18 protein-coding genes are annotated in these 23,957 nt (G+C 72.2%); 5 read left to right on the top strand and 13 right to left on the bottom strand.

The genetic code is table 11. The features are described from left to right. Positions 1 to 8 precede the first annotated feature (8 nt). Entirely contained in the window at positions 9 to 839 is an 831-nt protein-coding gene (locus tag ACWDR0_RS06875) for an SAM-dependent methyltransferase (protein WP_456350586.1), read from the bottom strand. A gap of 935 nt (positions 840 to 1,774) precedes the next feature. On the opposite strand from ACWDR0_RS06875, the gene ACWDR0_RS06870 reads away from it, so the two are divergent. The 3 genes from ACWDR0_RS06870 (at position 1,775) to ACWDR0_RS06860 (ending at position 5,836) form a co-directional block, all read left to right on the top strand. Further along, positions 1,775 to 2,815 (top strand): radical SAM protein, encoded by a 1,041-nt coding sequence (locus ACWDR0_RS06870; RefSeq protein WP_456350585.1) that lies wholly within the window; start codon positions 1,775 to 1,777, stop codon positions 2,813 to 2,815. Between the two features lie 18 nt (positions 2,816 to 2,833). Next, a complete protein-coding gene (lanL, locus tag ACWDR0_RS06865; RefSeq protein WP_456350584.1) occupies positions 2,834 to 5,614 on the top strand; it encodes a class IV lanthionine synthetase LanL in 2,781 nt (926 codons plus the stop codon). Between the two features lie 105 nt (positions 5,615 to 5,719). Next, positions 5,720 to 5,836 (top strand): ALQxL family class IV lanthipeptide, encoded by a 117-nt coding sequence (locus ACWDR0_RS06860; RefSeq protein WP_456350583.1) that lies wholly within the window; start codon positions 5,720 to 5,722, stop codon positions 5,834 to 5,836. Positions 5,837 to 5,958: 122 nt separating this feature from the next. Here the strand turns inward: ACWDR0_RS06860 and ACWDR0_RS06855 are convergent, their stop codons facing one another. The 4 genes from ACWDR0_RS06855 to ACWDR0_RS06840 all read right to left on the bottom strand — a co-directional run bounded on the left by ACWDR0_RS06855 (position 5,959) and on the right by ACWDR0_RS06840 (position 12,105). After that, positions 5,959 to 8,424, bottom strand: coding sequence for a hypothetical protein (locus ACWDR0_RS06855; RefSeq protein ID WP_456350582.1), 2,466 nt, complete (start codon positions 8,422 to 8,424; stop codon positions 5,959 to 5,961). A gap of 615 nt (positions 8,425 to 9,039) precedes the next feature. After that, positions 9,040 to 10,119, bottom strand: a complete 1,080-nt coding sequence (locus ACWDR0_RS06850) for a sensor histidine kinase (protein ID WP_456350581.1) — start codon at positions 10,117 to 10,119, stop codon at positions 9,040 to 9,042. Continuing rightward, complete coding sequence (locus ACWDR0_RS06845) at positions 10,112 to 10,828, bottom strand: response regulator transcription factor (RefSeq protein WP_456350580.1); 717 nt, start codon at positions 10,826 to 10,828, stop codon at positions 10,112 to 10,114. The genes ACWDR0_RS06850 and ACWDR0_RS06845 overlap by 8 nt, the downstream gene beginning before the upstream one ends. Continuing rightward, entirely contained in the window at positions 10,816 to 12,105 is a 1,290-nt protein-coding gene (locus tag ACWDR0_RS06840) for a serine hydrolase domain-containing protein (RefSeq protein WP_456350579.1), read from the bottom strand. The genes ACWDR0_RS06845 and ACWDR0_RS06840 overlap by 13 nt, the downstream gene beginning before the upstream one ends. Positions 12,106 to 12,988: 883 nt before the next feature. Here ACWDR0_RS06840 and ACWDR0_RS06835 point away from each other — a divergent pair. Further along, complete coding sequence (locus ACWDR0_RS06835) at positions 12,989 to 13,960, top strand: ScbA/BarX family gamma-butyrolactone biosynthesis protein (protein ID WP_456350578.1); 972 nt, start codon at positions 12,989 to 12,991, stop codon at positions 13,958 to 13,960. Positions 13,961 to 14,119: 159 nt separating this feature from the next. Here ACWDR0_RS06835 and ACWDR0_RS06830 read toward each other — a convergent pair whose 3' ends face one another. Continuing rightward, positions 14,120 to 14,893, bottom strand: a complete 774-nt coding sequence (locus ACWDR0_RS06830) for an SDR family NAD(P)-dependent oxidoreductase (RefSeq protein WP_456350577.1) — start codon at positions 14,891 to 14,893, stop codon at positions 14,120 to 14,122. Between the two features lie 68 nt (positions 14,894 to 14,961). Here ACWDR0_RS06830 and ACWDR0_RS06825 point away from each other — a divergent pair, with 68 nt between their 5' ends. Further along, positions 14,962 to 15,909: an NAD-dependent epimerase/dehydratase family protein gene (locus ACWDR0_RS06825; protein WP_456350576.1), complete on the top strand. Its 948-nt coding sequence runs from the start codon at positions 14,962 to 14,964 to the stop codon at positions 15,907 to 15,909. A gap of 222 nt (positions 15,910 to 16,131) precedes the next feature. Here ACWDR0_RS06825 and ACWDR0_RS06820 read toward each other — a convergent pair whose 3' ends face one another. From ACWDR0_RS06820 to ACWDR0_RS06790, 7 genes are read right to left on the bottom strand one after another with little or no spacing between them, the layout of a single operon-like run. Beyond that, entirely contained in the window at positions 16,132 to 17,994 is a 1,863-nt protein-coding gene (locus ACWDR0_RS06820; RefSeq protein WP_456350575.1) for an MOSC domain-containing protein, read from the bottom strand. After that, positions 17,991 to 19,121: a C45 family autoproteolytic acyltransferase/hydolase gene (locus ACWDR0_RS06815; RefSeq protein ID WP_456350574.1), complete on the bottom strand. Its 1,131-nt coding sequence runs from the start codon at positions 19,119 to 19,121 to the stop codon at positions 17,991 to 17,993. The genes ACWDR0_RS06820 and ACWDR0_RS06815 overlap by 4 nt, the downstream gene beginning before the upstream one ends. Then, complete coding sequence (locus ACWDR0_RS06810) at positions 19,118 to 20,158, bottom strand: P1 family peptidase (protein WP_456350573.1); 1,041 nt, start codon at positions 20,156 to 20,158, stop codon at positions 19,118 to 19,120. Before ACWDR0_RS06810 ends, ACWDR0_RS06815 begins: the two co-directional genes overlap by 4 nt. Next, positions 20,155 to 20,994: an ABC transporter ATP-binding protein gene (locus ACWDR0_RS06805; protein WP_456350572.1), complete on the bottom strand. Its 840-nt coding sequence runs from the start codon at positions 20,992 to 20,994 to the stop codon at positions 20,155 to 20,157. The genes ACWDR0_RS06810 and ACWDR0_RS06805 overlap by 4 nt, the downstream gene beginning before the upstream one ends. Further along, positions 20,991 to 21,995: an ABC transporter ATP-binding protein gene (locus ACWDR0_RS06800; protein WP_456350571.1), complete on the bottom strand. Its 1,005-nt coding sequence runs from the start codon at positions 21,993 to 21,995 to the stop codon at positions 20,991 to 20,993. Before ACWDR0_RS06800 ends, ACWDR0_RS06805 begins: the two co-directional genes overlap by 4 nt. Further along, a complete protein-coding gene (locus ACWDR0_RS06795; protein ID WP_456350570.1) occupies positions 21,992 to 22,990 on the bottom strand; it encodes an ABC transporter permease in 999 nt (332 codons plus the stop codon). The genes ACWDR0_RS06800 and ACWDR0_RS06795 overlap by 4 nt, the downstream gene beginning before the upstream one ends. Further along, positions 22,987 to 23,952 carry an ABC transporter permease gene (locus ACWDR0_RS06790; protein ID WP_456350569.1) on the bottom strand — a complete coding sequence of 322 codons (966 nt, stop codon included), beginning with the start codon at positions 23,950 to 23,952 and terminating at the stop codon, positions 22,987 to 22,989. Before ACWDR0_RS06790 ends, ACWDR0_RS06795 begins: the two co-directional genes overlap by 4 nt. Between the last annotated feature and the right edge of the window lie 5 nt (positions 23,953 to 23,957).

The following is a 23,957-nucleotide window of genomic DNA, read 5'->3' as shown; positions in this document are numbered from 1 at the left end:
ATTCTTCTTCAAGGGCGGCGGGCGATCACGAAGGCGTAGCCGACCTGGGGGAGCGCGCCGAAGAGGGGAAGGGAGCGGGCGAAGCCGAAGAACTCGTGATGGCGGTCGTCGGCGGAGACCGCGGTATTACCGAAGGCGTCCGCGAAGGCCTGGTACGTGCGCCGTACATGCTCGCCGATATCGCTGAACTCCACCACCTCGAGACCGGCGCTGCGGAGGGCGGCGCGGAGCTCCGCCGGTTCCGGCAGCGACGGTGACTGGAACGCCCGGCAGGTCCGGCGGACCAGATGCGCGTCATCTCCGGTCACCGGCGAGCGGAGGAGTACATCGGTGATGACCAGAGGACTCCCGGGGCGCAGGGTCCGGGCGATCTCGGTGAGGGCCGTGGCCCGGTCGCGGATGTGCATCATGCATTCGATGGTCCATGCGCCGTCGAAGGATTCGTCCGCGAAGGGCAGTTCGCACACGTCCGCGTACCGGAAGTCCACCCGGTCGGCGAGGGCGGCGGCGGCCGCCCGGGTCCTTGCGAGGGCGATGTCCTCGTGGCTGACCGAGATCGCCGAGACCCGGGTATCGGTGGCTCGGGCGATGCGCAGGGCGGGCCGCCCGGTACCGCAGCCGATGTCCAGCAGGTGTTGGCCGGGAGTGGCTGCGAGCCGCTCCCGCACCAGGTCGGTGAGCCGGTCGGTTGCCTCATCGAGCGTACGGTCGTCGGCCGGACCGTCCCAGTAGCCGACATGGATGTTCCCGTCGGTGGCGGCGTCGTCCGCGGGCCCGGGGTGCTTGCCGGTGTCCGTCGCCGGCTGGGTGGGGGAAGTCACGGACGGCTTGTCGGTCATGGAGTTCTCCTGAGAACGGGGGACAGGCCGGCGTCAAGGAGCGGGAGTGCCGTGCCGGCACGCCGTGCAGCCGCGGCCGGCCTTCCCGGTGTGCCGGGATTTCCTGTGATCGGCGCTGGCGCGCGGGGCCGTGCCGGCTTGCGGTCCGATGCCCGGAGGCGTCGGTGCGGTGCCTACGGCGGTCCGGCATCCGGTGCCTTGTGTGATGGTTGCGGCCAGAGGGCAAGGGCGGCGGTCTACCGGCGCCGCAGAGGCTGCTTGATGGTGTTGTGGACGGAGGTAGGCGGGAAGCGGCGGACCTCGGTGGCCTGTGCGACCGGCAGGAAGAGGTCCGCCTGCGGTACTGGTGGGACCTCGCGCCTTACCGCCCTCTCCGGTCGGTGCCCTGGCGATGGTTGTGAGCATTGGGCGATATTGTCCTGGAGTGCCCGCCGGTTCGTCCAGGGCGCCCGGACGTCTCTCCGGGAGCCGTAGCGCCTCACCCGCTGATTCCCAGGGTCAGGACTGCTCCCGCAGGCCGGCGAGACGGCGGCACCCGGAGCCGTATGACTGCACGCCTTCCTGCTGTGTGCGATCCGGCTGTCCCGCAGCCCTGGACTCTCGATGTCCCGGGACATCGGGACATCTGACTCATGCGTCCGGGACTCGTGCTCCGCCATATTCGAGGGCGGGCCGGCCGGGCAGGGGGCCGGGCGGTATTCGCGGTCCGGCGGCCCGGGATCGGCCTCCGGGAAAGAGGAGTACTGGTGAACAGAGGATCCGGCGCGGCTCTTGCAGCCGGTGCCGCCGTGATGGAGGACCCGTAGCCGGTGGACGAGGTGGGCGGCCGCACCGGTCGGTACGGCGAGCGCCGGCCTGCCCCCTGCCCACCGGGCGCACGACTTCCTGCTCCTCGGCTCGGCTGTCTGCTCGTCACACAACAACCAGGGGGACGCATGACCCGCAACGGCCCTGCTCAGATCGTTTGGGACATCACCTACACCTGTCCGCTGCGCTGCGTGCACTGCTACTCCGAATCCGGACGGCGCCCGGCGCGCCAACTCGACCTCGACGGAATGCTGCGGGTCGCCGACGCGCTCATCGAGCTCGGGCCCGACAGTATTGCCCTGGCGGGCGGCGAACCCCTCCTGGTCAAGGGGGTTTTCGACGTGGCGGAGCGACTGGCGCGGGCCGGTATCGAGATCATCCTGTACACCGGCGGCTGGTCACTGGAGCCGTGGATGACCGAGCCCATCGCTCGACTGTTCTCCCGGGTCAGCGTCAGCATCGACGGCGGCACCCCCGAGGTGCACGACCGGATCCGGGGCCGGTCCGGCTCGTACGACCGCGCCATGCGGGCCCTCGGTCTGCTGGACGAGGCGGCCCGCCACCGCCGCGGCACACAGGAGCGGGAGCCCTGGCTCGGCATCGACTACGTCGTCGTCCGAACCAACTTCCCCGAGATGGGACAGTTGTGCACCACCGTCGCGGACCGCTTTCCGGAACTCGGGTTCATCTTCTTCGGGGCGGCCGTGCCCGCCGGGCTGGCCAGCCGCACCGGATTCCAGCAGCACGAGCTCATCTCCGACGCACAGGCCGGAGAACTCGCCGAGGGCGAACTCGCCGCCCGGCTGCAGACCCTCGTACCCGACACCCTCACCGTACGCACCACGGACAACTCCTTCCTCTGGATGTACGACGTCGCGATCGCCGAGGGCGGCGGGTTCCACGCCCTCCAGGTGGAGCCCGACGGCGCGGTGCGGGCCATGCCGATCTACGAAGGCACGGTGGGCAGCCTGCTGACGGAGCCCCCCGCCGAACTGTGGCAGCGGGCGGTCGCGCGCTGGAGCGACCCCTACGTCGTCGAGACCCTCGCCCCGGTGCGGACCATGGCCGGCTGGGCGGAGGCCACCCGCGCCCTCGACCAGCGCTTCGCCGCACCGGAAGACCTGGCGCGCATCGAGCGCCGCCCCGCCTACGCTGCACCCGGCTGCTGAGCCAGGAGGAGAAACCCGGTGGACTCCTTGGACCACTCCGACGGGACCGGCCCCGACCGACTGCTGACCGGCATCGTGCGGGCACGGCTCGACAGCCGCGCGGACAGAGACCGCTGGCGGGTGATCGACGACAGCGGATTCTGGTGCCGGGTGACCCCCACAGGCCGCCCGCTGCGCCCCCAGGGGTGGAAACTGCACCTCTCCGCCACACCGCTGTCCGCGCCGTACGTCCTGGCCCGGGCCGCCGACGTGCTGATCCGGCACCGCGTCGCCTTCAAATTCGCCACCACCGTGGACCGGGTGCGCGAGCTGGTGTCCCGGCACGCGGGCCGCAGCGGCGGCGGGAAGTTCCTCACCGTCTACCCCGAATGCGACGACGACCGGCTCCGTGAACTCGCCGAAGCACTGCACCGGGCCACCCTGGGCCTCCCGGGACCCGGCATCCTCTCGGACCGGCGGTACCGTGCCGACAGCCTCCTGCACTACCGGTACGGAGCCTTCGGCGGCGTACCCGTACTGGGGAACGACGGGACCTACGAGTCCTTTCTGATCGCTCCGGACGGGTCCCTGGCACCGGACCACCGCAAGGCTTGGTTCACTCCACCGCCCTGGGCGCCGCGCGACCCCTTCCGGCCCGCCGACCCGGCGGAGACTCCTGCCCCGGCCCCGGGTGCCTCCGCTCCGCACCCCCGCCCCGGACCCGTCCTCCTCGACGGCCGATACCTGGTCCGGGGGGTCGTCCGGCACTCGTTCCACGGCGGGGTGTACCGCGGCACCGACCGCCGCACCGGCACCGACGTCATCATCAAACAAGCCCGGCCGCACACCGGCGCCGAGCTGACCGGGAGCGATGTCCGCGATCTCCGGCGGCACGAGGCCCGGATGCTGGAACTGCTGGAGCCGACCGGGCTGAGCGCCCGCCCGCTCGGGCTGTTCGAACAGCAGGGAGACCTGTTCCTGGTCCAGGAAGCCCTGCCCGGTGTCTCACTGCGCCGATGGGTGGTCGAGAACCTCACCCGCCACGGCGACACCTGGGGCCCCGCCCCGCAGGACGCCCGACGGCTGGCACAGGGGCTGGCCGCGCTGATGTCGGCCGCGCATGCGCAGGGCCTGGTCCTGCGGGACTTCAACCCCAGCAATGTCATGGTCATCCCGGACGGCTCGGTACGGCTGATCGACCTGGAACTGGTGGCACGCCCCGGGGACCGCGTCGGTCGCGCCGGCACACCCGGATACGCCGCGCCCGAACAGCGCGACGCCCCCGCCTTCGGGCCCGCACCGGGCCCGGCCGCCGACCTCCACGGCCTGGGCGCCACCTTCTTCTACCTGGTGACCGGCCTGGATCCGGTCCTGCCCGCCGACGAACCGCCGATCCGCCCGACGGGAGACCGGATCGGGACCTGGCTGGAGCGGCTCGCCGTCACCAACCCGGCAGCCCTGCAACTCGGCGGGATCATCCTGGAACTGATGCGCGAGGACCCCGGGCGGCGGCCCCCGCTGGAGGAGGTGTCGACCCGCCTCGCCGACATCTCACAGGCGCCCCCTCCGCCCCATGGAGGGAGCGCCCCGGAAGCAGCCGGCCGGCACGAGGCCGCGTTCACCGGGCCGGATCTGAAACCCCTCGTCGCCGATGCCGTCGATTACCTCCTCGCGACGATGGACCCCCGGGATCCGGACCGGCTCTGGCCCTCGGGGACGTTCGGCGCCACCACCGACCCGTTCGCCGTGCAACACGGCGCGGCCGGGATCCTCGGGGTCCTCGTCCGCGCGTACCAGGCCGAGCCGGACCCGGCACTGCGGCAGGCGGTGACCACCGCCGCGGAGTGGATCGGCCGCCATGTGACGCGTGAACCGCGCATGCTGCCCGGTCTCCACTTCGGACGGTCCGGCACCGCATGGGCACTGCTGGACGCCGGACTGGCCCTGGACGCCCCGGCACTGGTCCAGCAGGCCCGCGACCTGAGCTCCCGCATACCCACGGCCTGCCCGAACCCCGACGTCTGCCACGGTGCCTCCGGGGCCGGACTGGCCCGGCTGAGGTTCTGGGAGGCCACCGGCGAGACGGCCTTCCTGGACCGGGCCCGCCGAGCGGCCGACGCCGTCACCGCCGCGGCCGAACACCGCGACGGCGGCATCCACTGGCCCGTCCCCGCCGACTACCCGTCCGCTCTCGCCGGGGTGAGCCACTACGGCTTCGCCCACGGGACAGCCGGTGTGGGCGCGTTCCTGCTGGCGGCGGCCCGGGCCACCGGGGACGGTACCTACGCCGAACAGGCCGATGCCGCGGCCCGGACCCTGGCAGCCGCGGCCCGGGTCGACGACGGCGCCGCCCACTGGCCGACGGCAGACACCGACCGGCGGCACAAGACCCACTGGTGCAGCGGATCCTCGGGAGTCGGCACCTTCCTCCTGAGGTACTGGCAGACCAGCGGCGAGCAGCAGTACCTGGACCTGGCGGTTCAGGCGGCGGAAGCGGTGTTCCGCGCGCGCCGGCACGCATCGCCCGCCCAGTGCCACGGACTGGCGGGTGACGGGGACTTCCTCCTCGACCTCGCCCAGGCCACCGGCGACGACCACTACCGCGACGCGGCCGGCCGGCTCGCCGCCTGCATCCACCACCGGCACGCCCTGCGCGGCGGACGGCGCCTCGCCCCGGACGAAACCGGCACGGCCGTGGTGGCCGACTACGCCACCGGGCTCAGCGGCGTCCTCGCCTTCCACCTCCGTCTCCGCCACGGCGGACCGCGCCTGTGGCAACCCGGCTCGCTGACCGGTCGCACCCCGGCAGCCACCCTCTGACCGGTCGTTCCCGACCGGCCGCCTCACCCCGTGCCGCAGCGGCCTGCCTGCTGCGGCACGGTCGCCCACCCTCGCCCGCCGTACCAGAGAAGGGAGGTGAAGACCATGGAGACCGAACCGGAGTTCAGCGTGGACGCCCTGCAGTTGCTGCCGGAGGAGGAAGCCGACCTCGGCCTGTTCCCCTGCACGGTCACGACGACATGTGACATCAGGACCCTCTGAGATCCCCGATGACTCCGGTCCGCCCGCCGCACCCGGCGGGCGGACCGGAGTGCGCCCGCCGGAATCCGGAGGCGATCCCCGCCCTCGTCCCGGAGGCGAGGACACCCCGGGCGGCCGGCGGATCACCCCCGGCCGTCGCGGTTTCGCCGGTCCTCGCGCCGGCACAGTCCGCGGAGTGTGTCCGCCGTGGTGGGCAGGCCGTTGCAGCGGAGTACCTCGATCATGTCGACATCGGTGAAGGTCCGGCTCTCAAGGGCGCCGATGACCGCCTCGACGAACCGGCGCTGCTCCGGAGTGAGGCGGTCGTTCTCGTTGTACGCCACCTCCGGGAAGAGGATGCCCCCCAGGGCACGGGCCAGGTCGGCGGCGAGGAAGGGGCCGACCGTGCCCAGCCCCGTCAGCAGGTGATCGAGGAAGCGCCGGAACTGCTCGGGCGGCAGACCGGTAATGGCGACCTGCTCCGCGATGGAGGCATCACTCCCGGCCGTCCGGTGGGCGCCGGGGGCGTCCGGGCCGGACAGGCCGCGCAGGACGGGGTATCCGCGGGGCTGAGGGGCCCAGGTGGTGCCTCTCCAGGCCCGCGCGGCGCAGAAGGCCAGGAGCGGGTCCCCGTCGTCGAGGAACGGTTCGACGAGCGCACTGTTCGGCGCTCCTCGGTTGGAGGAGACGCACAGGAGGAGGTCGCCGAGTGCCGCGCGGTCGCGGTCGCCGGGGCGGGCCGGTTCGGCGGTCATGCAGTCGCGGAGAGCGGCCGCGGCCTGCTCGCCGGGGGCGGCGGCCAGCAGATGGCGGGCGATCTCCCGGATCGGACCGGGGGCCTCGCGGGCCAGCCGGGCCCAGGTCGGTACGGCAGTGGCGAGGGAGGTGTAGATATCGAAGTAGGCGGGTTCCCTGCCCCTCCATGCGTAGTGGGCCGCGCCGTCGTCCTGTGTCGCGGCGTCCTGGTGGAGGATTTTCAGCTCCAGGGCGGCGTGCGCGACCCCGTCGCGGGTGACGATACGCCGGACGAGCCGCAGGAGCGCCTCGTCGTCGGGCCGGGACTCGGCCAGCGCGATCACGTACCGCATGGCCGGAGCGGCGATTCCGGAGGGGGTCTGCCGGTGCAGCATCGCTTCCCGGAGCCGGTTCCGGGCGTAGTCCGCGGCGCGTTCGTCGGGTACGGCGAGTCCCTTCAGGAGGAAGGGGAAGTCCTCGGCGTTGCCGAAGAAGGGCTGGTAGCCGGCCCATTCGACATCCGCGACACCGGTCAGCGCTTCCGGCAGCGGCATCGTGCGCCACATGTGGAGCGCGTGCGCGAAGCGGCCCAGGCCGGCGCCGCGCCGGACCGCCGGCTCCCCGGAGTCGAAGTCGAAGCCGACCGTCGCGGATCCGGAGCCGTACTCCTCGCCGTGCAGCGTCCACTCGCCCACCGGTCCGCCTTCCGGGCCGGGGCGGACCGGCCCCTCGGCGATCAGGCCCCCGGCCGGGTCCAGAGCGCGCCACCACTCGACGGGCTCGCCCGCCACCCGTATCCCGCACGGCAAGACTTCCGCGACGCGCGCGCCCTCGCCGTCCCCTGCGAACCACTCCTCGGACACCAGAGCGCCGTCCCGTTCGACGCGTACGACGCGTTCGCCGTGCTCGATCCGTTCACCGGGGTCGACGCGGTCGCCGTGTGCGTTGCCGGGGAAGCGGCGGTGGGCGACCGTCCCGTCGGGCAGATACTCGGTCTCGGCGTCCGGTCTGCCCCTCCGGTACGTACGGCGGAGCAGCAACTCGCCCGCGCCGTCGTACGTCCGCTCCTCGTCCGGCCCGTCGAAACGCCATCGCCGCGGTGCGCGGACCAGGGAAGGGCGGTAGGCGAAGAAGTCGACGACGGTCCGCGGGCCCTCCTCCGGCCGCGGTATGCCCCACCACAGCCGCCAGGTGCCCCGCGCCGAGCCCGTGGCCGGATCGACGTCACCCACGGCCCACGCCGACAGGTCCGCCACCCAGACCGCCTCCTCCGGTACCTCACCCCACCGAACCGGCTCCGCGGACTCCGGCGGGTGAGCGGGCGTATCGCCGTCCCCGGCAAGGATCCGCAGGGCGAGTGCGGTCCGGCCCTCGCGCGCGGCCAGCGCCGCGACCAGCGTGTTGTTGCCGAGTCCCAGGTCGAAGCAGAGCTCGACCGCCGCGGCATCCCCGGCCCGGTCGGCCTCGACCAGCGGACTGCCCGTGCCGAACCGGGCGAGCAGCCCGCCGTCGAGGGTGTGGTACTCCACGTCCTTCAGGGTTCCGTCGGTCTCCCAGAAGCAGTGCAGTCCGATACGCCGCTCCATCCCTCCGGCCTCGGTGCGCCCGAGGAACCAGTGGCCGTGCCGGGCCGTGTGCCGGGCGTCCTCCGGGACGTTCGCCGGGCGGGGCGGTATCGGCTCGCCGTCGGCGTCGACTTCCGTTCCGCCGGCGGTGTAGAAGCGGCGCCGGACAAGGCAGCCGTCGTCGTCGAAGTCCTCGGCGACGCGGTGTACGGACAGCGGCGGCGGGTCCGTCGCGGCCTGCCCCGAGGGGTCCTCCGCGGGGTGCGGCATGCCGGGCCGGCCGGGGATGGGGGATCCGTCCTTGGTCATGTTTCCGTTTCCTCGATGGCGATGGATGGCTGTCGTGGTCCGCCGGGTACTGACACGGGGAGACGGAGGGGTGCCGTCACGGGAACGCCGGTGCGGCGGAGCGAACGCGGACTCCGGGGCCTGTCGGGAACGGGCGCCGGGTATGCCGCCGCGGCAGATCCCGGCCGCACTGCCGGTCCTGGTACGGCCCGGCCGGACGGCACCGCCCAACTCCGCCGTGAAGGAGACCTGGCCGGTCTGTCATGAGTTGTCCATGCCCCTGTCCTCCGTCGACACCCGGCCGGGCGGTCGATGGAAGAAGGTACGCGGGCCCAGTGACAGCGGGGGTCTCGCAGGTTCAGCGGCGGCCGGTCTCCGGCTTCGGCCACCTGCGCACTCCCGGACGGGTTTGCGACGGGGGACGGCCGGGAGGGCCGGGAGGGCCGGACCGTCAGGGGTGCCGTCCTGACCTGCCACCGACGCCTTCGCGGCCGGCCGTCCGGCAGCCCGGGTGGACGATGCCCACCCGCCCGAGGCCGTCGCCCGGGCCGACTCCCGAACCGCGCCGCCTACCTCTCAGGTCTCCACCTCGCCGCCACCCAGATCCGGTCGGCAAGGTGATCCGAAGGAGCCGGCTCAGGGCGGGCCGGGAAGCCGGACCGTGACGAGGAGGCCGCCGGCGGGGCCGGGAACGAGGTCGAGGGTTCCTTCGTGGGCACGGACGATGCTGTGCACGATGGCCAGGCCGAGGCCGGCACCGGCGTGTTCGCCGGTGCGTACGCGTTCTGTTCCACGCCGGAAGGGTTCGACAAGGGTCGGTACCAGTTCCGGTGGGAGTCGGCGACCGGTGTTCTCGACTCGCAGCACGCTCGTGTCGCCGTGTGCCTCGGTGCGGATCGTTACGGTGCCGTCGGCGGGGAGGTTGTGCACGATGGCGTTCTGGACGAGGTTCGTCGCCGTCCGCAACAGGAGCTCCGCGGAGCCGCTGGTCCAGGCCGGTCCGCCGGTGACATCCAGCGTGATCCGGCGCTGTTCGGCGAGGGGAAGCAGCGTTTCGGCGGCCTCTTCGGCGATGAGGGACAGATCGACGCTCTCACGGGTGAAGTTTCCGCGGTCGCCGCGGCCGAGCAGCAGGAGGGCCTCGGTGAGGCCGGTCGCCCGCTGGTTGACCGCGTGCAGACGTTCGATGAGGTCGTCCCGTTCCCGCGTCGGATCCTTGCGGGCGACATCGAGGAGCGTCCGCGAGATCGCCAGCGGGGTGCGCAGTTCGTGGGAGGCGTTCGCGGCGAATCGCCGCTGCTCGGCGACGTGGGATTCGAGTTGTTCGAGCATCGCGTCGAATGCGTCGGAGAGTTCACGGAATTCGTCCCGGCGGCCCTTCATGCCGATCCGGTGGGACAGCGATCCGTTCCCGGCTGTCCGGACCGCATCCGTGATCCGTGTGAGTGGTGCGAGCATCCGGCCGGCCAGAATCCATCCCCCGGCCAGCCCGAACACAAGCAGGAAGACCATCGCCGCGGCTGCGGCGGGGCCGAAGACCTGCAGGAGGACGTAGCGGTTGGGTGCGACCCTGAGCAGACCCACATCGCTGTCCGGTACGTAGCGCAGGAGGAACCCCCACACCACGGCCAGCAGGAGAATGCCGGCGAGCGACACGAATCCGGCGTAACTGAGGGTGAGTTTCAGCCGGGTGCTGGGCCCCGGGACTCTAGGCATACGGACCGCCGGGGGCGGCGATGCCCCGGTCCGGGGCCACGGGCTTCCTACCGGTGTCGATCCGGTAGCCGACGCCGGGCACCGTGGCGATGAGCCATGGTTCGCCGAGCCGTTTGCGCAGCGCGGAGACGGTGATGCGCACGGCGTTGGTGAAGGGATCGGCGTACTCGTCCCAGGCCCGTTCCAGCAGCTCCTCGGCCCTGACGACCCCGCCCTCGGCGGAGACGAGGACCTCCAGCACCGCGAACTGCTTGCGGGTGAGCGCGACATAGCGTTCGTCGCGGAAGACCTCCCGCCGGAACGGATCGAGCCGCAGGCCGGCGATCTCGCGCACCGGAGGCCGGGCGTATCCGCGTCTGCGGTCGAGCGCCCTCAGCCGCAGGACGAGCTCCCGCAGCTCGAACGGTTTGGTGAGGTAGTCGTCGGCACCGAGTTCGAAACCGGACGCCTTGTCGTCGATCCGGTCGGCAGCGGTGAGCATGAGGATCGGGATCCCGCTGCCGGAAGCGACGATGCTCCGGGCGACCTCGTCGCCGGAGGGTCCGGGGATGTCACGGTCGAGGACCGCGATGTCGTACGAGTTGAGGCCGAGCAGTGCCAGGGCGGCGTCGCCGTCGCCGGCGATGTCGGCGGCCATCGCCTCCAGCCGCAGACCGTCACGGACCGCCTCGGCCAGGTAGGGCTCGTCCTCCACGATCAGTACCCGCATGTGTGAAGCCTATGGCGTCGCGGAATCGCTGCCGACGGGTGCCCACCGGAGGGCGCAGCGCCGGTGATGGCCTGCGTCTGCCGGTCGAGGATGTCCGCCAGGCTGTCGGAGTCGCGGTTGATCAGAGTGACGGCGACCCAGCCGGTGTACGGGTAGATGCTCCAGTTGGCGCCGACACCGGGGTTTCCACCGGCACGCTGGTACCTCCACTGGCCGTTGACGATGCCGACCGCGAGCCCGTACGCACCGAACGACCTCGGCCCGTGGGGGATCTTTGCCCCGAAGAGCACATCGGCCCAGGGCCGGTCCAGCACTGTGCCGTCGGTGAGCGCCTGCGCGAAGCGGACCAGATCCGGCGCGGTGGCGAAGCCGCCGTCCCCGGGGGCATCGATGAAGGCGCGGCCCGGGTTCTTGCCGAGTACGTACGGGAACGGGCTGCCCTGGTCCAGGTTGCGGAGCGCGTCCACCACGCTGCCGTCGGCCAGTTCCATGTACGGGTGCGCGATCTGCGGGTCGGTGAGCCACTCCGGCCTGGTGCGGAACGCCGAGCCGGTCATACCGCAGCGCCTGAAGATGTTCTCCTGGACGTAGTCCCAGTACGTCGTGCCGGCCACTGCCTCCACGATCAGCGCGGCAATGGTGACCTCCGCCTCCGCGTGCGCGGTGTTGGAAGTGCCCGGGACGCCCACGAGTCTCGCCTGCCGGGCCCGCTGCCCGTAGTACTCGTGCACCTCGTCCCGGCTCTGGAAGACGCGTTGCACGTCCTCATCCGGGGAATCCAGCCCGGAGGTACCGGACAGCAGATGGTGGATGGTCACCCGCTCGGCGATGTCCTTGGCGAAGCCGGTCAGGTGGGCGCCCACCTTGTCCGACAGCCGCAGCCTGCCCTGCTGCGCCAGCTGCAGGACGGCCACCGCGTGGAACGGCTTGCCCGCCGAGCTGAGGCTGAACGCGATGCCCTCGTGGTTCGGGATCCCCTGCTCCTTGTCGGCCATGCCGTAGCCGCGGGACAGGACGGTGCGGCCCCGGTGCGACAGCAGCACCACACCGGAGAACCTGCCCTCGGCGGCCAACTGCGCCACGTACCGGTCGAAAGCTCCGCCGGGCAGGGTGTCCCGCGGGATGCGGTCGTCCCCGGACGAGTCGGTCGGGGCGGCGTAGGCGTGGCCGGTCCCGGCGCCCATCAGCGGCACGCCCGCCACCACGCCGACGGTAGCCACCGCGCCCCATCCGAACAGCCGCCGACGGTCGACGCCCTGTACCGGATCCGAAGCCATGATTACGGACCTTTCCCGGCCGAACGAATCCGGCGTTGACTGTGATGCGCTGTGGTTCATGCCTCCACTCAAGACGCCGGGCTGTTGCGTCGGCGTATGCGATTTTCGATACGCCCGCGATACACGGAACCCCCAGGCGCGAACCGGGTACGACGAGGCGGCACGACCAGTCCGGAACCCGTCGCTGCCCGTCCCCGCGCTCGCCGTCCCCGCCGTCAAGTGGCGGTCGAGCTCGTGGTCGGCTGCGCGGGCAGCGACCGGCGGGTGGCCCGGTTCGCCCGCGAGGCCTCGGCCGCCGGTCAGTCTCCGGGGCGGACGCCTCCACCGCGGAACCCGTCAACCCATCAACGCGGCAATGCGGCAATCTTTCCACTTCACCTGATGCGGGGTTTCACCGCAAGTTATCACCGAAACAGTCGCCCCAATCCTCCGGAAGAAAGGGGATCGGCATGGCCGGTGAATTCATCGACCCCGCACTTCACCGGTCATGCCATATTGGTCCAGGGTGGTTGTTTTGCGAAGAAATGTCACCTTCAATTGCTCCTGGAAGTTCATCGGGATGGGAGTTTTTGGGCCGGTGGGTCCTGTTCTGCTCGCCTGTGCGGCAACGGCGGTCACCTCACCCGGAAACCGGCATCCTCCAGAGGGAGTAATAAGTGCGGCAGAGACGTACCCGCGATGCACCCGGGACGCATCCGGAGTAGACCCGGAACCGCCGTATCACCGCGTGAAACACACGCTCGCACTCATCCCGAACAAGGCGTCGGCGAACAGTCAAAGCCATGGAAAAGCGAGCGTCCGCTCTTTCCGCCCGTGCAATCACGAAGCGTTTATCACCGCCCGATTCCACGACAGAAATCCGCTGGGTCGATACATTGCCGCCATGACTAGAGCAACTGTTCTTGGTATCGAGGGAGATCTGCGGGACGGGGCCGATATGGACCGTCCCGCCGGCCGCGCGACGGACACCGCGGCTTTACGGCCTGTTTCCCTGGACATGTGCCACCGTGTCCGCGCCGACGACACCTTCGCGACCGGCTGGAACACCCTGGGCGAGGATCGTTTCCTGGTAAGGGCGAATTGGCCCGGCGCCCACCCCTTCTTCTCCCCGGTGCACGGCGGCCTCCACGACCCCCTGCTGGTCGTCGAGACCATGCGGCAGTCGGCGATGGCCGTACTGCACGGGGCCTACGGAACCCCGCCCGACCACCACTTCCTCCTCAGGGACATCACCTACACCTGCTTCCCCGAACAACTCGGGGCGCGGAACACCTCCGGGGAGGACGAGGTCGACCTGGTGGTCACCTTCCCCGAACTCCACTACGGAGGCGGCTACCCGTCCCGGCTGCGCGCCGAATGGGTGATCGAGCGCGGCGGCCGGACGCTCGCCACCGGTATGGCCCACGCACGCCTGATCAGCCCTCCGATCTACGGGAGACTCCGCAAGGACCGGGTCCGGCCGACGGCCTTCCGCTCCGGCGCTCCGGCGGCGGACCCGAAGCTGGTCGGCCGCTCCCGGCCGCAGGACATCCTGCTCGCCCCCACCTCGCGGAGCGATGTGTGGGAACTGCGCGCCGACACCGGACATCCCGTGCTGTTCCAGCGTCCGAACGACCACATACCGGGGATGCTGCTGGTCGAAGCGGCACGCCAGGCCGCCTGCGCCCGTACCGCTCCCGAGCCGTTCGTCCCGCTCCGCGGCTCCATTGTCTTCCACCGCTACGCCGAATTCACCGAGCGCTGCTTGCTGGAGGCCGCTGCCGACGAGTCGGCGGGACCGGATGCGATCCGGGTCGTGGGCTTCCAGGACGACTCGCCGGTGTTTGAATGCGTCTTCGGGCCGGCGCCCGCCTGACCTGCCCACCGGGGCCGCGCGCCCGCACCCCGAGGCACCCCGGGAGCCCCGCGGCTCTCGGCTCCGTCTCCCGGGGTGCGCGCTGTGCGCGGCACGAACAACGGCAGATTCGGGGGCACGGGCCGCGGCCTGTCCCCGGCGGGTACCGGACCACCGGTGTCAGCGGGCGAGCCGCCCGCCCTCGACCGGCATGGTGGCCCCCGTGATGTAGGACGACCGGTCACTGCACAGCCACGCCGCGGCCTCGGCGATCTCCTGCGGCTCGGCGATCCGCCTCAGCATGGCCTTGTTCGCCATGGCGTTCTCCCGCGCGGGGGCGTCCTCGGCCAGATAGCCGGCGATCATGTCGCTGCGCGTGGCGCCGGTGGCCAGTGCGTTGACCCGGATGCCCTGCGGCCCGTACTCGTTGGAGACTGCCTTCGTCAGACCTATTACGGCGTGCTTCGCCGCGATGTAGGGAGAGTTGGCTATAGTCGCGACAAGACCGGCCGTACTGCTGTTGTTCACAATGGATCCGCCACCGGCCGCGAGCATCGCGGTCAGCTCATGGCGCAGACAATTCCATACACCGCGAACATTCACATCCATCGTCGTGTCGTAGACCTCTTCGGCGAGCAGATGCGTCGGAGCCGGAAGTGTCGCGAATCCCGCATTGTTGAAGGCGGCGTTCAGGAAACCGTATTCCTCGACGGCAAGGTTGACGGCCCGCTCGACGTCCGCCGATTTCGTGACATCCGCGACGGCATAGTGGGCACGATAGCCGTCCGATCGCAATTCCGCCGTGATACGGGCGAGTTCCGGTTCACGGCGCGACACCAGCATGACGGCAGCGCCTTCACGGCAGAAAACACGTGCCGCCGCGGCCCCGATTCCGGAACTGGCCCCCGTGATCAGAGCCGACTTGCCTTCGAGGAGATTGCCACCGTCCACCATGGTGCAGGAGAGTAGCACGGAACGTAATTCCACGACCCGTGCCCCATCTCGCCCACGAAGGACATCTGTTGAATTCCCAGCGTCTGCTCATCACGGGAGGCACCGGCTTCGTCGGCTCTCATGTGGTGAGCCGTCTTCTCACGCACGCCCCCGGCGGCACCGCCCTGCGCCTGCTCACCCACCGCCGGTCCCCGGAACACGCAACCGGCCGCCACCCGGTGGAGCACATACCGGGAAGCCTCAGCGATCCCGCCTCTCTGCACGGCATCTGTGACGGTGTCACCACGGTCCTCCATCTCGCGGCCCGTATCGACGGAACCGAGGCGGAATGCCGGGCCGTGAACTCCGACGGGACCCACACCCTCCTCGCCGAGGCCGAGCGTGCGGGAGTACAACGCTTCGTCCAACTCGGGACCGCCGCGGTCTACGCCGGCGGACCCCACCGGGGCGCGGCCGAGGGCTTCGTACCGGAACACCCCACCTCACCCACCAGCATCACCCGGCTCGAAGGCGAACGGCTGGTACTGGCCGCCGGCGGCACCGTGCTGCGCCCCTATCTGATCTACGGCACCGGGGACACCTGGATGGTCCCGGGCCTTGTCGGTCTGATCCGCCGTATGCCCCACTGGGTCGACGGCGGCCGCGCCCGGCTCTCCCTCGTCGCGGTGGACCGCCTGGCCGCGGCCGTCTCCGACCTCGCCCTGCTGCCGCACCTTCCCGCGGGCCGGGTGCTGCACGCGAGCCACCCCGAACCGGTCAGTGTCCGCGATCTGGTCAGCACGGTCACCGGCGAGCTGGGACTGCCCGCACCTGAGGGTGAGTGCACCACCGACGAGGCCGCCGCGATGTTCACGGCCCCGGAGGACGCACTGCTGCGGCGCCGGCTGGCCATGGTCACCGTGGACCGCTGGTACGACAGCGACCAGCTCTGGAAGCTCGTCGCGGCGGATCCGGGGCCCGCGTTCGCGGACGACTTCGCCCGCCACGGAAGCTGGTACCGCAGCCACCTCGGGTAATCCACCACGGCGACGACGGCCGCCCGGGAGCAGCACGCCGCACGATCGGCCGCGGAATGGGGAACGGCCAAACCCGCTACTCCGCCGACATGAGCGCCCCGGGGGGACTGCACCGGCGCCCTCCTGCGCCCGCCTCAACCGAACCTCCATCACTCCCCCCATGACCGGGCGACTCAGCCGCGAGGCTCCCGCACCGGCGGGGATGTGGAGCGCCGAGGCCGTTCAGGCGTCGATCGTGACGGGACCGGTAGGGACCGCGCAGCAGAGCAGGGCGCTGCCCCGGGGGACCGGGAGGCCCGGGGTGATCAGGTGGGTCGTGCCGCCGTCGACGGGGCGGCGGCAGGTGCCGCAGGCGCCCGCGCGGCAGGCGGACTCCAGGCGTACGCCCGCGGATTCGCCGAGGTCCAGCAGGCTGCCGTCGTCGGCGGTCCAGACGGTGTCCACTCCGCTGGCGGCGAAGCGGACGGGGAACGGGCCCGGGGAGGGCGGGGGCCGGTCGGTGAGGGGGACCTCCACCGGGGAGAAGAAGTGCTCGTCCCGGACGGCGTCCGGCGCGAGCCCGGCGGCGAGCAGGCCCGCCCGGGCGGCCTTGACGAACTGCCCGGGGCCGCAGAGGTATGCCTCACCGCCGGGGTCGGGGGCCAGCCGAGCGTACTCCGCCTCGGTGGGGCGGCCGGTACGGGCGCCGGGCGGTACGGGCCCGGCGGCGGTGACGTACAGGTGGCCGCTGCCGTGCGGCAGCCGGGCGAGCAGTGCGCGGATCTCGTCCCACAGCGGGGCGTCGTCGGCGGTCCGCACCACATTGAGCACGGTGACGGGCCGTTCGGGCGCCGTGTCGGCGAGATGGCGCAGGATCGCCGGAACCGGTGTGACGCCCACCCCGGCCACCGCCAGCAGCAGGGGCCGGGTCGGGTCCGCCGAGACGAGCGGGGAGCCGTACGGTCCGGAGATACGGAGCGCCTCGCCGGTCCTGAGCGCATGCACCAGGGGGGAGACCCGGCCGTCCGCCACCCGCTTGACGCTGATGGCGGGTTCGCCCGCGCCGGTTCCGGTGAGGGTGTAGCTGCGCCAGATCGGCCCCCGCTCGTCGGCGATATGGATCCGCAGATGCTGCCCGGGTGCCGCGGCGAGTCCCGCGGGATCGTGCAGTCGTACGGTGGTGACCGTGGGGCTCTCCTCGCGCAGCTCCGCCACGGTGGCCCAGCGGGGCCAGCCGGGTTCGGGCGCGGGGAGTGCCGCGGGGTCGGCCGGGGTGTCCAGGACGGTGAGCGCATCGCCTTCGGCGACCGGGCCGCCGCGGACGACGCGCGCGTACACCCCGCAGTACACATGGCCGAACCGGGAGGCGAGGAGCAGCGGGACATTGAGGTCGCGCTCTCCGGTGTCGGGATTGACGGTGGTGGCGCGGCAGCGGTCGGTGGCCTGGATGATCTCCAGTTCCGCGCCGCCGAGGGCCACGCGCCGCCCCACGAGCGCGAACTCCTTCCAGGCGCCCAGCCCTTCGACGTACAGATTGGCCCGGAATCTGCGGGGGTCGACCGGGACCCCGGCGGATTCGCTCAGGGCGCGGACGGTGTCCAGGTTGATGATGGAGATTGCGGCGTACGGCCAGTCCCACAGGGAGACACCGGGCGCGTCGGCGGTGACCGGGCCGTCGGGACCGTCGGGGAACCAGGTTCGCAGGGTCTCATCGGCCCGCGCGGTGTCGCCGGGCAGGGGTATCCCGTCGCGGAGCCGGACGGCGAGAGTGTCCCCACCGGGCGAGGTGATGCGCAGGACGGCCGTGCCCCCGGTGGCGGACTCCTCGGTGAGGGAGAGGCCGAAGCGGGCGAGGGAGGCGTTCTTCAGCAGGCGCAGAAAGGCCGTGCTGCTGACCCAGCCGGACTCCTTCCGTACCTCCAGGGTGCCGTTGCGCAGTCCGACCGCCCGGTCGAGGGGCAGCCCCTGTCCCGGGCTGAGGAGAACCCGGGGGAGGGGGCGGCCCGCCATTCCCTTGACGGGATAGCGCACGATGCCGGTGAGACGGGCCCGGAGCCCGTGGTGGGGGGCGGGCGGGACCGGGTCCACCGGTGTCCCGTGGTTCACAGGACCTCCCAGGTGTCCGGTGCCGCGGTGCAGGGGCCGCCCGGGTGGACCCGCAGCCGGGCGCGGACGACGTCGATGCTGAGCGTCAGCAGGGTGCGCCACTGCTGGTGGAAGGGGAGCCCGTCCTGCGGATGGCAGCAGATGGGGACACCGTCGCTGTCATGGGCGGTGAGCAGCTCCACCCAGCGCCGCGGGTCGGCTTCGGCCATCAGGGAGCGGTGCTGGTGGAGATGCGCGTAGCGCGGATGGGTGCTCGCGCCGGGCGGGGTGTTCTCGCCGCGGGCGAGTGCCGGGTCGAGGAAGTGGTTGGTGTGCAGCAGATATCCGTCCGTGTCCGGGCGGACGACGGCGACGCCCGCCGGGGACACCTCGATGCTCGCCGCGTCCCCGCCGCCGCCGTCGTGGGTGACGACGGTGAGCACGGTGGACGCGGTGACCCATGCCGAGCGGGCGATGTCGACGGCCTCGGCGACCGTGGTCGCCAGGTCCAGGATCCGGCGGGCGATCACATGGACGGGCACGCCGATCCCGTCCCCGTCCTCCCGGTGGCTGAGGATATTGAAGTGGAGCCCGAGCCCGGCGTCGTTCACCCCGATCTTCCCCAGCACCCCGGCCTCGGTGAAGCTCCGCACGACGGGCCCCGGCCGGCCCGCGCGATGGCGCGTCAGGGTCCGGGCCGCGGCCATCTCGTCGTGCCAGTCCCAGGTCTGGACGGTGTGCGGGGCGCCGGGGCCGCCCAGATGGACGGCGGTGGAGCACTCGCCCTCGGCAGTGGCCCCGACGGTGGCCAGGATCTCGGTACGGGCGTTGACCAGGGCCAGTTCCCACGGCGGAAGCCCGGCGCCCGCGGCGGTGGCGGCGAGCTCGGCGTACAGGTCGGGGGCCCAGCGGGCGATCTCCCCGGCGGCCTGCTCGCCGTGCGGGTGGAGATCACCGGGTGCGACGCCCACCGCGGTGAAGAGCTTGCGGTAGGCGGTGACGGCGTCCCGTATCCGGGCGCCGTGCGCGCGGCCGAAGGCATGGCCCCGGCGGGTGGGGCCGAGGTCGTCCGAGTGGAAGCGCGGCAGCCCGCTCACCGGTGCGGGGCCGCCCGGTGCGCCGCCGGGGCGGAGGTCGGTACGGGTCACCGGACGCTGCTCAGGATCGCGTCCCACATGACCTCGGAGGCGACCGCGCCGAGCGCGACGGAGGTCATGGTGTCCTGCCCGGTGCGCATGGGGTTGCGCGGCAGGTCGACCTCGTCCGTCGTGAGGGTGAAGAGGGTGTCGCCGTCCATATTGGTGTGGAAGGGCTGGATACCGCGGTTCATGGAGCCGTGGACCTGCCGCCCGAAGTGGGCGAGTTCCCGGTCGTCGAGGCGTACGTTCGTGACCAGGACGGAGATCGTGGTGTTGCCCGGCATGGTGGCGGGCACGTCCGCGGGGTTCTTGGCGAACGCCTCCTCGTAGTCGAGCTGGGGCAGGCTGCGGGTACCGGTGGTGCTGTCGTAGTTGCCGCGCAGGACCGTGCCGTCACGGTCCACGATCACACCGACGGCGTTGATCACGGTGGCGGCGAGAATCCTGATGTCCCCGATCTGCCGGAACGCGGCTCCCTGACCCGCGAATTCGGTACGGGAGTACTCGACCTTGCCCACGGAGGCGCTGGCTCCGGCGCCGCACCGGCCGACGGGGAACTCCCCGTGGCGGGCGGCTCGCAGGGCGGCCCGGCCGAGCGCCGCGTCGGGGGCCACGGCGTTGGAGCGGGCGCTGAAGTCGTAGATGATCGCGCCGGCGACGCACTGGAGCCGGTGCCAGTTGACGTCGTTGCCGACCCGGGCGAGGAGCTCGTTCGCGACGCCGGGCGCGGCGCCGAGCCCGTACAGGGAACCGCCCGCGAGACAGACGGCATGGGCGAAGGCGTCGGCGCCGTAGGTGAGGCCGATGGCGCCGCCGCGGTCGTCGATCGCCATCCGGGCGCCCGCGGGGACATGGACGACGGTGACCCCGGTGGGGCCCTCGGCGTAGTCGGCGGTGCCGACCTCGACGCCGGGGAAGTCGTATGTCACCACCCGCTGGTGTCCGCCGGTGCGCGGCTCGGGCCGGATGTCGTCGTTGCCCGGGCACGGGCCGAAGGCGGGGACCCCGGTGAGGAAGTGCTCGGGTGCGGTGCTCGGCGGGTTCACAGGTTCTCCAGAAGGGTGCGGGAGTACGGGTGCTCGGGTGTCGTCCAGAAGCGGGCGGTGTCGGCGAGTTCGACGATCCGGCCGCTCCGCATGACGGCGATGCGGTGGGCGATGTAGCGGACGGCGGCGAGGTCGTGGGAGATGAAGAGGGCGCCGAAGCCGTGTTCGTGCTGGAGGTCCCGGATCAGGTTCAGGGTCTGGGCCTGGACGGATACGTCCAGGGCGCTGACGGCCTCGTCGAACACGATGAACCGCGGGCCGGTGATCAGGGAGCGGGCGATGGCGACGCGCTGACGCTGGCCGCCGGAGAGTTCGTGCGGATAGCGGTCGGCGAAGCGTTCGGACAGTCCGACCCGGTCGAGGAGGTCGGCCACCGCCCCGTGGTGGGCGCGGAGGCGGGTGCGGGTGGCCGCGGCAAGCGGTTCGGCGACGCTGTCGCGGACGGTGAGACGGGGGTTGAGGGACCAGTGCGGGTTCTGGAGCACGGCCTGGATACGTCCGGCTCCGGCGCCGCGCCGCCGGCCGTGGGGAGCGCCGAGGAACCGTACGGTGCCGGTGGTCGGGCGGAGCAGCCCCAGGGCGACGGCTCCGGTGGTCGTCTTGCCGGAACCCGATTCGCCGACCAGGCCGAGGGTCTCGCCCGGGGCGATCCGGAAGGAGATCCCGTCCATGGCGGTGACCGGGCCGCCGTTGCGGCGGGCGGCGCGGAACACCACGGAGGCGTTGTCGAGTTCGAGTACGGCCGGGTCGTCGGGTACGGCCGGGTCGCCGTCGAGCGCGGACGGGTCGCCGGCCGGACGGGAGCCGGTGTCGCGGGCCGGAAGGTGGTCGTTCACGGGGCCGCCTCCAGGCGCTCGGACGGATGGGGGGCCGGCTCGTCCCCGGAGCCGGGGCCGGTGATGTGGTGACACAGGACGGTGCGGGTGCCGGCGGAGACCGGAGCGGGCCGTTCGGAGCGGCACCGCTCGGTGGCGGACGGGCAGCGGGGGGCGAAGGCGCAGCCCGCCGCGGAGTCGTGGAGCACGGGCGGGGTGCCGGCGATGGCCCGCAGCCGGTCGCCGTCGGCCGCCCGCGCCGGGTCGGCGGCGGCGAGCGCGGCGGTGTACGGGTGCCGGGGCGCGCCCAGGACCTCGGCGGTGCGGCCGTCCTCGACGACCCGCCCGCCGTACATCACGGCGACCCGGTCGCACCAGCGGGCGACTCCGCCGAGGTCGTGGCTGAGCCAGACCACGGTGGTGCCGTGTTCGGCGGCGAGGGCGAAGAGCAGGCGCAGTACGTCCTGGCGCACCTGGGCGTCCAGGGCGGCGGTGGGTTCGTCGGCGATCAGCACGGCCGGGGTACGGGCCATGGCCATCGCGATGATCACACGCTGGGCCATGCCGCCGGAGATCTCGTGCGGCCGCAGCCCCAGGACGCGTTCGGGGTCCTGGATACGGACCTGCTCCAGCCGCCGTACGAGGTCGGCGCGGTCGGTGCCGTATCCGCGCAGCGCGAGGGCGAGCTGGCGTCCGATGCGCAGGGTGGGGTCCAGGGCGCCGACGGGGTCCTGGGGGATGAAGGCGAGACGTTCGCGGCGGAGCCGGGCGAGCCGGTCGCGGGGGAGGCCCAGGACGGATTCGCCGTCCACCAGGACCCGGCCCCGGGGGTAGTGGGTGCCGGCGGGCAGCAGTCCGCCGATGAGGAGCCCGAGGGTCGACTTTCCGGAGCCGGATTCGCCGACGATCCCGATGTGCTCGCCCGGTTCGACGGCGAGGCTGACCCCGTCGAGGGCCCGGACGGTGCGGCGGGGGGTGCGGTACTCGGCGGCGATATCGTCGACGAGGACGATCGGCGTCATGTCAGCGCCCTCGTTTCTCTGGGGTCGAAGCGGTCGCGCAGGCTGTCGCCGATGAGGTTGATCGCGACGATGGCGGCGACCAGGACGGCACCGGGCGCGGTGATCAGCCAGGGTGCGTTGACGAGGTAGAGGCTGCCCTCCTGGATGAGGAGTCCGAGGGAGGCGTCGGGGAGCTGGACGCCGTAGCCGAGGAAGCCGAGGCCGCCCTCGACGAGGATGCCGACCGACAGGGCGTAGGTGCCCTGGACGGCGACGGTGCCGGAGACATTGGTGAGGATGTGGCGCCGCATGACGGTGAGGGCGGGCACCCCGCTGATCCGGGCGGCGGTGACGAAGTCGCGGCGGGCGACGGCCTGTGCGGAGGCGGCGACCATCCGGGTCATCAGGGGGACGGTGACCAGGACGGTGGCGGCCAGGGCCGCGTACCGGCCGGGGCCGAGAACAGCGGCGACCAGGACGGCGAGGACGATGGCGGGGAAGGCGTACAGGATGTCGGAGAGCCGGGCGACGGTCTCCGCGGTCCGGCCGCCCCGGTAGCCGGCGAGGATGCCGAGGGCCGTGCTGATGGCGGCCGCCGCGGTGACCGCGAGCGAGGAGAGCAGCAGGGTCGTACCGATGCCCTGGAGAAGCCGCGGCAGCAGGGAGCGGCCGAGGCTGTCGGTGCCGAGCGGTGCTTCGGCGCCCGGCGGGGTGAGCCGTCGGCCGACGGTGGCCCCGGGGTCGCCGCCGAGGCCGAAGAGATGGCTGAGGAGGGTGGCGGCGACGAGCAGGAGAAGCGTCCACAGGGCGGCCCGGGAGAGACCGTCGAAGGAGCGCGGGGCGAGCAGGGACCGCAGTCGGGCGGGGGTCCGGCGCGGGGCGAGCAGGGACCGGAGTACGGCGGGAATCCGGCGCGGTGCCGGGCGTTCCGGCTGCTGGGCCCGGGGGTGCTGCCCGGGCGGGTTGTCGGCGGGTCCGGTGGGCCGTTCCCGGCCGTGCGGGGTGGTGGTGTTCATCCTGGGGTGCTCCCGGCGTGCCGGCTGATGCGCGGGTCGATGAGTCCGCAGACGAGGTCCACGAGGAGGCTGACGGTGATGAAGACGGTGGCCGCGAGCAGCACCCCCGCCTGCACGATCGCGTAGTCGCGGCGGTCCAGCCCGTCCACCAGGAAGGATCCGAGCCCGGGGGTGTTGAAGAGCCGTTCCACGATGACGGCGCCGCCCAGCAGATACGCGGTGAGCGTGGCCAGCAGGGTGAGCACCGGGATCGCGGCGTTGCGCAGGACGTGATGGCGGACGATATGGGCGGTCGGCTCGCCACGGGCGACCGCGGCGGTGATGTGCGGTTCGACGAGGACGCCGAGGACGGCGTCCCGGGTGGTGCGGGCGACCGCCGCCGTGCAGAAGACGGCGAGCACCGAGGCGGGCAGGAGCAGGGAGACCACGGAGCCCAGCGGGTCCTGGGACCAGGGGATATGGGACCCCACGGTGAGGCCGAGTCCGTACCGGGTGAAGACGAAGACCACGAGGCTGCCCAGGACGAACTCGGGGACGCTCAGGCCGAGGCCGCTCAGCAGCCGGCCGGGCTTGCCGCCGCCGGAACCGCGGATTCCGGTGAGGACACCGAGCGGAAACCCGATCAGGACGGTCAGGCCCATGGCGAGGGCGGTGAGGGTGACGGTGGCGGGCAGCCGGTCGGCGAACTCCGAGGCGACGGGTGTCCGGCTGGCCATCGAGATCCCGAAGTCGCCCCGGACGGCGTTGAACAGCCAGTGCAGGTACTGCTCGGCAACGGAACCGTCGAGACCGTACCGCTCCGCCGCGGCTTCCTTCTCGGCGCGGGAGGCGAGTGGTCCGAGGACGAGATCGGAGTAGCGGCCGGGCATCGCGCGGACCGCCGCGAAGATCAGTACGGAGACCCCGGCGAGGGTGAGGGCGGCGACACCGAGGCGCCCCAGAGCCCAGCGGAAGAGGTTCATGGCGG

It is taken from the genome of Streptomyces sp. NPDC003691 (genome assembly GCF_053981115.1).
This window is presented reverse-complemented; position numbering and strand designations above follow the sequence as displayed.